Below are 6832 nucleotides of genomic sequence, written 5' to 3'. Positions count from 1 at the left end.
ACATGGTCGGCAGGGCGATCGGCCGGCGCCGACTTACTGTCCTGGGGCTCAGGCCGCGGCACACCGCCCACGTGATCGCCGTGGCGACGGGCATGCTGATCACACTTATCACGCTGGTCTCGGTAGTACTGGTATCCTCTGACGCCCGGGTCGGGCTGTTCCGGCTCAACGATCTGCGCCAACAGATCGAGGATGCCGAAGCACGGCTGCGCGAGGTGGCGGGAGGGGACATCGCCTACATGCGCAACCAGGAGGTGTTGCGGGAGGTGATTGATGGCAAGCTGCCGCAGCCCGAGATCCTCGCCCGGCTAGACGCGCTGCGGCTGCGGGCGGTGGATGAGGCCGCGAGCAACGGTGTCGCACCCAACCTGGTCACCGGCGCGGTGTTCAGTCTCTACCCTCCCAACCTGACGTGGGAGGCGCTCGCGCGGCTGATCTCGCTCCGCGGTAGGGAGACCGTGGTACGGATCGTGGCGCAGGAGAACTCACTGCGGGGGGAGTCCCTGCTGATCTTCGTGCAGCTTGTGGATCGCCGTCTTGCCTATGCGAAGGGCACGGTTCTGGGCGAAGGGACGGTCAGCGGCTTGGGAACGCGCGACGAGATCAGCTTCGGCCTCTTTGCCCTGGTTGACGCGGCCGCGGAGCGGGCGCAGGCTAAGATCCTTTCCCCGCCGTTTGCCCGCATCACCGAACTGCCCCGCGGTCAGGTTGACGTGGACGAGCACCGGGCGGCGGTCATGCAGATCGCGGAGCGACGAGGCGAGGTGCGCGTGCAGGTCCTGGCACTGGGCAACGTCATGACCGACTCCCCGCTGGCGGTCACCTTTGCCCTCAAGTAGAGGAAAGCAGCCCCAGCCGTAGAACATGCATCACAGCGGTGCAGGTCGGCGCAGGGGCACCAGGCACTGCGCCATAATAGGGAAGTCCGGTATCGCCCGGTCGCGCGTTGCGGCCGTGCAAGTCCGGCGCGGTCCCGCCGCTGTCAAGGAGAGCAGGCGCCCCCCTTGGGGCATGCCACTGGGAAGGTTTCCCGGGAAGGCCGGCGCCCTGCGATGATCCTGAGCCAGAAGACCTGCCTGCACCGATGCCACACGCCTTCGAGGCAAGGGAGGTGGGCAGGTGCTTGCTCGTCTGATTGCGGTTTCGCTCTGCGTTTCTGTCACGCTGGGACTCTGCTCCCCGCTGTTCTCTCAGGAACCCCCGCCCGAGTTCGAGCTGCCCGACGTCGTCTCTCCGTCGCGTCGGCCGCAGCCCGCGCCGGCCTCGCCGGCCAGCGTGTCGGTGCTCACCGCCGCGGAGCTGCGGCGGCTGGGCGTGCGCACCGTGGGCGAGGCGATCGCGTTCCTGCCCGAGGTGGCCTCACGCGCCTACGGTGGCGCAGGGGGCCTGATCACCGCAAGCATACGCGGGAGCAGCGCCGAACAGGTGCTGGTGCTGCTGGACGGCGTTCCCCTGAACAGCGTCTTCGCGGGGACCGTGGACCTCGGCACGATCCCGGTGGACGACATCGAGCGCATCGAGGTGCTGCGCGGGCCGTTCTCAGCCATCTACGGCAGCGGCGCGCTGGGCGGCGTGATCTCCATCGTCACTCGCCGCCGGGCGGCGGGTGAGATCACCCTGGCCGCCGGCTCGTTCGGGCTGCGCAGCCTCGGAATCACCGCCGGAGGCCCGGCCCGCCTGACGCTGCGCTACGACGCGGCCGACGGCTCCCGCCCAAACAGCGACCTGCGCGGCGGTTATCTCTCGCTGCGCCTGGGCGATGCGGCCGCCGGCCGTCGATGGGACCTCAGCCTGACCGGATCGAGCGCTTCGCGGGGATCCCCGGGCTCGACGTTCTTCCCGTCGCCGCTTGCGCGGCAGGAAGACGCCCGTCTGGCCGCGGCGCTCACGCTCGAGTCGGAGCAGGGCGGCATAACCAACCGCCTGCGCTTCGCGGCGCACCGCGAGCATCTCGCCTACCGCGATCCCGGATGGTGGATTGACGACAGGCACACCGGCACAGCCTGGACCGCCGAGTGGCAGCGCGCAGCGCGGCTCTCTCCGTCGCGCGCCGTGACGTTGGGCGCGGATGTTGCGCTCCAGCACCTGCAAAGCACCAGCGTGGGAGAGCGATCCGCGACCACAGGCGCGCTGTACCTGCAGGACGACCGCGCACTCACACCGCGCCTGCTGCTCTCGGTAGGGCTGCGCGCCGACCTGCACTCGACCTACGGCGTCCAGGTCAGCCCGCGCGCGGGCCTGGTCTACTTCGCGCGCCCGGACCTGCGCCTGCGCCTGGCCGCAGGCCGCACCTTCCGCGGCCCGACGATGGCCGAACTGTACTACCCCTTCGACGGCTTCGCCGTCGGCAACCCGGCGCTGCGTCCCGAGCATGCCTGGTCGGTGGACGCCGGCATCGAGGCGTCGCTGCGGCCCGGCGCCACCGCGCGCGTGACCGTGTTCTGGAGCGACGTGCGCGATCTCATCCTCTGGGTTCCCGATGACTCCTTCGTCTTCTCGCCGCAGAACGTGGGAGCGGCGACGATCCGCGGAGCGTCGGTGGAGTTCGAGGGCGCGTTAGGCCCGATCTGGTGGCTGCGCGCGTCCTCCACGTGGCTGGCTGCAACAGACGCGGCGACCGGGCTCGACCTCCCCAACCGTGCGCGCCATTCCGCGGCGCTTGCGCTCAGCGCCGCGCTGCCGCGCGGCGCATCGGCGACCGCTTCGGCCACGCTCATCGGCGCGCGGTTCGCCGATACGGCCAACACAGTCACACTGCCGGCGTACGTCGACCTCGGCCTGGCCGCGGAGGTGCCGCTTGCAGGCGGGTCCGCGTTGCGCCTGGCGGTCCGCAACCTCCTGGATTCCCGCTACGAGCCGGTGCAGGGCTATCCGGCGTCCGGTCGAACGCTTACGTTGGAGTACGTCCTGAGGCGATGAAGCGACTGCCTGCGGTTCTCCTGCTGGCCGCGCTCTTCGCGGTTGCGGCCATGGCTACCGGCCTGCTCGTGGGCGGCCGGGCAGTGCCCGATGAAGCGGCACCGGGTGTGGGGGGAAGCGGGCGCGCGTTCGATCCCCTAGGGCCTGCGGTGCCGCCCCCCTCGGCAGAAGAGGAATCCGGGCTGTTCAGGGAAGAAGTCTCAACTCCGCCCAGGCCTGCGGATCAGAAGCCACCTGACAAGAAGCCGCCTGAGGAGAAGCCCCTGCCCGCTCCGCCCGCGGCCCGCCGCTCTGTCTCGAAGCCGACCCAGGCCGCGCGGCCTCATGGAGCAGGCGCGGCGGCCCAGGCCACTCAGCCGCACAGCGGCCAGGCCGGTGGTGCTCCTGCGTCTTCTGCCAGCGAGGGATCCGCGGCGCTAGGCTCCTCGCCCGGCGCGGCGTCACAGGCAGGCCCGGGAACCGGAGGGCAGGGCGGCGATGCCGCGCCGCAGCCACCTGCGGCTGCCCTTCCTCCTGCGGCGGCGCAGCCTCCGGTCCACACGCCGCCACCTACGCCGCCCGCAGCGGCGCCGGTGCTCTCGCCCCCGGTGCCCATCTCTCTGCCTCCGCCTGCGCATCCCGATGCCTGGCGCGTCATCGTGGAGGCCCCGGGTCTCGCAGCCGAGGCGCGCGCCGAGCGGCTCGCCGCCCGGGTGCGCCTGCGTCTGTTGGTGCGCGAGGACGGCACGGTTGGGCGCGTAGAGGTCGCGGTGCCGTCGGGACGGCCCGAGATGGATGCCGCGGCAGCAGCGGCCGCCGCGGGATGGCGCTTCCTGCCGGCGCGTCGGGACGGCGCGCCCATCACAAGCATCGTGCTTGTATGGGTGGCGTTTGTGGTGGCGCCGTGAGTAGCGCATCTCGGCGTGTGGTGCTGGCCGTTGACCCGGGCAGGGACAAGTGCGGCGTGGCCGTCTGCGAGCCCGGGATCGTGCACGCCAGGGCCGTGGTCGCGCGCGAGGACCTGCCCGCGCTAGTACGCGACTGGCAGGAGCGGTACGCGGCAACCGAGGTGGTCGTGGGCAACCGCACCGCATCGGCGGAGGTAATGGAGGCGCTCGCGCGCGCGGGGGCCAGGCGCGTTCTGTTGGTCGAGGAGCAGGGTACGACGCTGCGCGCCCGGTCGCGCTACTTCGCCGAGCATCCGCCGCGTGGGTGGCGGCGGTTCGTGCCTCGCGGCCTGCAGACCCCACCTGAGCCCTACGACGACTACGCGGCGGTGCTGCTGGCCGAGGCCGCGCTGGAGCGTGGCCCCGGACCAAGAGGCGCGTGTGGAAGAGGCGCAGGCGATGGTGTAGACTGATGCGGTGCGCCGACGCACGGCGCAGAAGATCCGGGCGTTACGGCTCGATGCGGAGGAACGAGGACATGACGAAGACACGCGGACTTCCCTGGGCGGTGGCGGCATCGCTCCTCGCCGTCCTCCTGGCGGGCGGCTCTCCGCTGGGGGCGCAGGCCCCGGCGCTGTGGGCATTTGGGGGATACAACCTCCAGCGCATCAACGCCACGCCCAGGCCCGGCGGGTTGACCACGCCATACGTTGCGTGGCGGCTGCCGTTTGAGACGACCGCGCATCCGGCTTCGGTCTCGCCCCCGGCTGTTGCGGATCTTGACGGCGACGGGCAGGTCGAGCTGATCTACGGCGAGGGCATCCGGCTGCTCGTGCTGGAGCGGCCGTTTCCGAAGCGCCGGTGGGAGTTCTCGGTGGGAGGACTGAACGGCATAGTCCTGATGACGCCCGCGGTCTTGGACGTGGACGGCGACCGGCGACCCGAGGTCTTCTTCGCCCCCTATCAGTCGGGCGGCTTCTCGACCTTCCATCGCCTGGACTCGCGGGGACAGGTGGTATGGACCTTCCGGTCGCGCTCGTACACCAGCTACGCCAGCCCTGCCGTGGCCGACCTGGACGGCGACGGCCGCTTCGAGGTCATCTTCGCCGACAACCAGGGACACGTGTACAACCTGGACGCGGACAACGGGCGTGTCAGGTGGACCTTCACCATGGGCGGGGCCGCCGACATGAACACCCCGGTCGTCGTGGACCTCGACCGCGACGGCAGGCGAGAGGTCATAATCGGCAACCACGGCAACGGAGCGATACATGCGCTGGGGCACGACGGCCGGCAGCGCTGGGCATATCAGACTGGTGGCTCCATCTACGGCATCACCGTGGACGACGCCGACGGGGACGGCGCGCTCGAGATCTACGCCGCCGACTGGGCCGGGGCCGTGCACTCGCTGACCCCGCAGGGCCGGCTGCGCTGGACGGTGCGCGCCAGAGGGCCGGTCACCGCCTACAACGGGCTGACGGTCGCAGACCTGGACCGCGACGGGACGAAGGAGATCGTCGCAGGCGTGCAAGATGGCTCGGTGCTCTGTCTCTCGCCTGCCGGGCGCACGCTCTGGCAGTTCCAGCGCCGCGGGCACATAAGCGGCTCGGTGGCCGCCGGCGATTTCGACCGCGACGGCCAGCTCGAGATCTTCGCCGGCAGCCACAACGGGTTCGTGTACCTGCTTGGGCCGCGCGGCGACCTCAAGTGGGAGCACCGGCTCGAAGGCCGCCTGGCCTACATGGGCGTGACGGCCGAGGACCTCGACGGCGATGGCCTGGTCGAGGTCCTTGTCAACAGCGACGAGAGCCTGTTCGGCCTGTCGAGACCGCCCGGGCGCTAGGTGGGGAAGGCCCGGTCGCGCATCAGCGCGATCGCCGCGGCCACCAGCGCCACGTACAGGGCGGCCACCGAGGCGTACTGGGCAGGCCGCGACATGGCCGCGATCCTGGCCCACGGGCGCGTCAGGGCCTTCGGGAAGAAGGGTATGATGAAGGGGACCCGCTCACGGTAGGCGCGGTAGGCATCGCCGAAGCGGCGGTCGTTCTCCCCCTCCTCGTAGATCATCAGGGCAATGTACGTGCAGACCGCGGTCACCCACGCCATCACCGCTATTGGGCGTGCGCCCAGCAGCGTGAATCCGGTCAATCCCATGAATATCCCAAGGTACTGAGGATGCCGCACCACCGCGTAGGGTCCCGAGGTCACCAGGCCGGCCCGGTTTCGGATGGCGTAGAAGTAGGCGTACGATCCGATGAACACCACGAGACCGGCCGCGATCAGCGCCCACCCGGCATCCATGAGCATCAGGCGCAGGTCGCGGGGCATCCAGATGGTGTGCGTCACAAGCCACCTCGTCTGGGGAAACAGCACGAACGGCGTCCACGGCGAGTAGATGGCGACGAACATGCCCACCGGGAGGAACATCCCTCCCTGGATGGCCAGGACGAGGACCGGGGATGCAATGATCACAGGAACCGCAACGAGCAGGCCACGCAGCGCCTTGCGCAACGACATAAGGACATCCACCTGTGCTGTGGCAGATTTGGCCGCTGCATCCGGCCGCCACGGGGAATCTGTTTTCGGGCTCTCCCGCGGCAATCCTCCCTCCCCAAGATCCGCGGGCAGGGGAGGAGGATTCCGGCTCCAGACGGCGAAAGACAAAGACCGTTGGACCATCCAGGCCGCCGGACGCCATCGGGGGGCGAAGTCTTGCATCCTAGGCGGGCGGCTGGTAGTCTGTGGGTGATCGATCGCAGGGCGTCATCCGCGGCCGCGGCCGAAGAGGCATAGCGGCGCCCGCCCGTAGAGGAGGGCCGGGAAGAGGGCAGGGCACCGAGGCAGCGGGACGAAGGGCCGAAGGGACAGGCAGGGAGGATGCGAGGAAACACGCTCACTCTATCCCCCGCGCCGCGCCCCGGAAGGCCTAAGACACGCAACACACCTGAAGGGGGAAGAAACCAACGATGAAGCACATTGCTGTCGTTCTAGCAGCATTGCTGTCTCTCACGCTGGTCGCCCCGGCCATGGCGCAGCCGTTCGCGGAC

5 protein-coding genes, 1 pseudogene and 1 riboswitch are annotated in these 6832 nt (G+C 70.0%); of the genes and pseudogenes, 5 read left to right on the top strand and 1 reads right to left on the bottom strand.

All coding sequences use genetic code 11. The features are described 5' to 3' along the window. Positions 1-2: 2 nt before the first annotated feature. The 5 genes and pseudogenes from FJX73_12480 (at position 3) to FJX73_12460 (ending at position 5628) form a co-directional block, all read left to right on the top strand. A complete protein-coding gene (locus FJX73_12480; GenBank protein MBM3471585.1) occupies positions 3-839 on the top strand; it encodes a DUF3084 domain-containing protein in 837 nt (278 codons plus the stop codon). A 25-nt stretch (positions 840-864) separates the two neighbouring features. Further along, positions 865-1095, top strand: a riboswitch (cobalamin riboswitch). 24 nt (positions 1096-1119) lie between these two features. After that, a complete protein-coding gene (locus tag FJX73_12475; protein ID MBM3471584.1) occupies positions 1120-2919 on the top strand; it encodes a TonB-dependent receptor in 1800 nt (599 codons plus the stop codon). Then, positions 2916-3806 carry a TonB family protein gene (locus tag FJX73_12470; protein MBM3471583.1) on the top strand — a complete coding sequence of 297 codons (891 nt, stop codon included), beginning with the start codon at positions 2916-2918 and terminating at the stop codon, positions 3804-3806. Before FJX73_12475 ends, FJX73_12470 begins: the two co-directional genes overlap by 4 nt. Then, positions 3779-4186 (top strand): annotated as a pseudogene (locus tag FJX73_12465) (hypothetical protein). Before FJX73_12470 ends, FJX73_12465 begins: the two are co-directional and overlap by 28 nt. Positions 4187-4257: 71 nt before the next feature. Further along, positions 4258-5628: a PQQ-like beta-propeller repeat protein gene (locus FJX73_12460; protein MBM3471582.1), complete on the top strand. Its 1371-nt coding sequence runs from the start codon at positions 4258-4260 to the stop codon at positions 5626-5628. On the opposite strand, the gene FJX73_12455 is transcribed toward FJX73_12460, so the two are convergent. After that, positions 5625-6503, bottom strand: a complete 879-nt coding sequence (locus tag FJX73_12455) for an isoprenylcysteine carboxylmethyltransferase family protein (protein MBM3471581.1) — start codon at positions 6501-6503, stop codon at positions 5625-5627. The genes FJX73_12460 and FJX73_12455 overlap by 4 nt on opposite strands. Positions 6504-6832 lie beyond the last annotated feature (329 nt).

This window comes from Armatimonadota bacterium, from assembly GCA_016869025.1.
Lineage (GTDB): Bacteria > Sysuimicrobiota > Sysuimicrobiia > Sysuimicrobiales > Humicultoraceae > VGFA01.
Note: the sequence above shows the minus strand (reverse complement) of the source record. Positions and strands in the feature narration are given on the sequence as shown.

What these genes read in the sequence shown, in the direction of transcription:
- FJX73_12455 (MBM3471581.1), bottom strand. Translation starts at nt 6,503, where the DNA reads ATGCAAGACTTCGCCCCCCGATGGCGTCCGGCGGCCTGGATGGTCCAA.
- FJX73_12470 (MBM3471583.1), top strand. Translation starts at nt 2,916, where the DNA reads ATGAAGCGACTGCCTGCGGTTCTCCTGCTGGCCGCGCTCTTCGCGGTT.
- FJX73_12460 (MBM3471582.1), top strand. Translation starts at nt 4,258, where the DNA reads ATGCGGTGCGCCGACGCACGGCGCAGAAGATCCGGGCGTTACGGCTCG.
- FJX73_12480 (MBM3471585.1), top strand. Translation starts at nt 3, where the DNA reads ATGGTCGGCAGGGCGATCGGCCGGCGCCGACTTACTGTCCTGGGGCTC.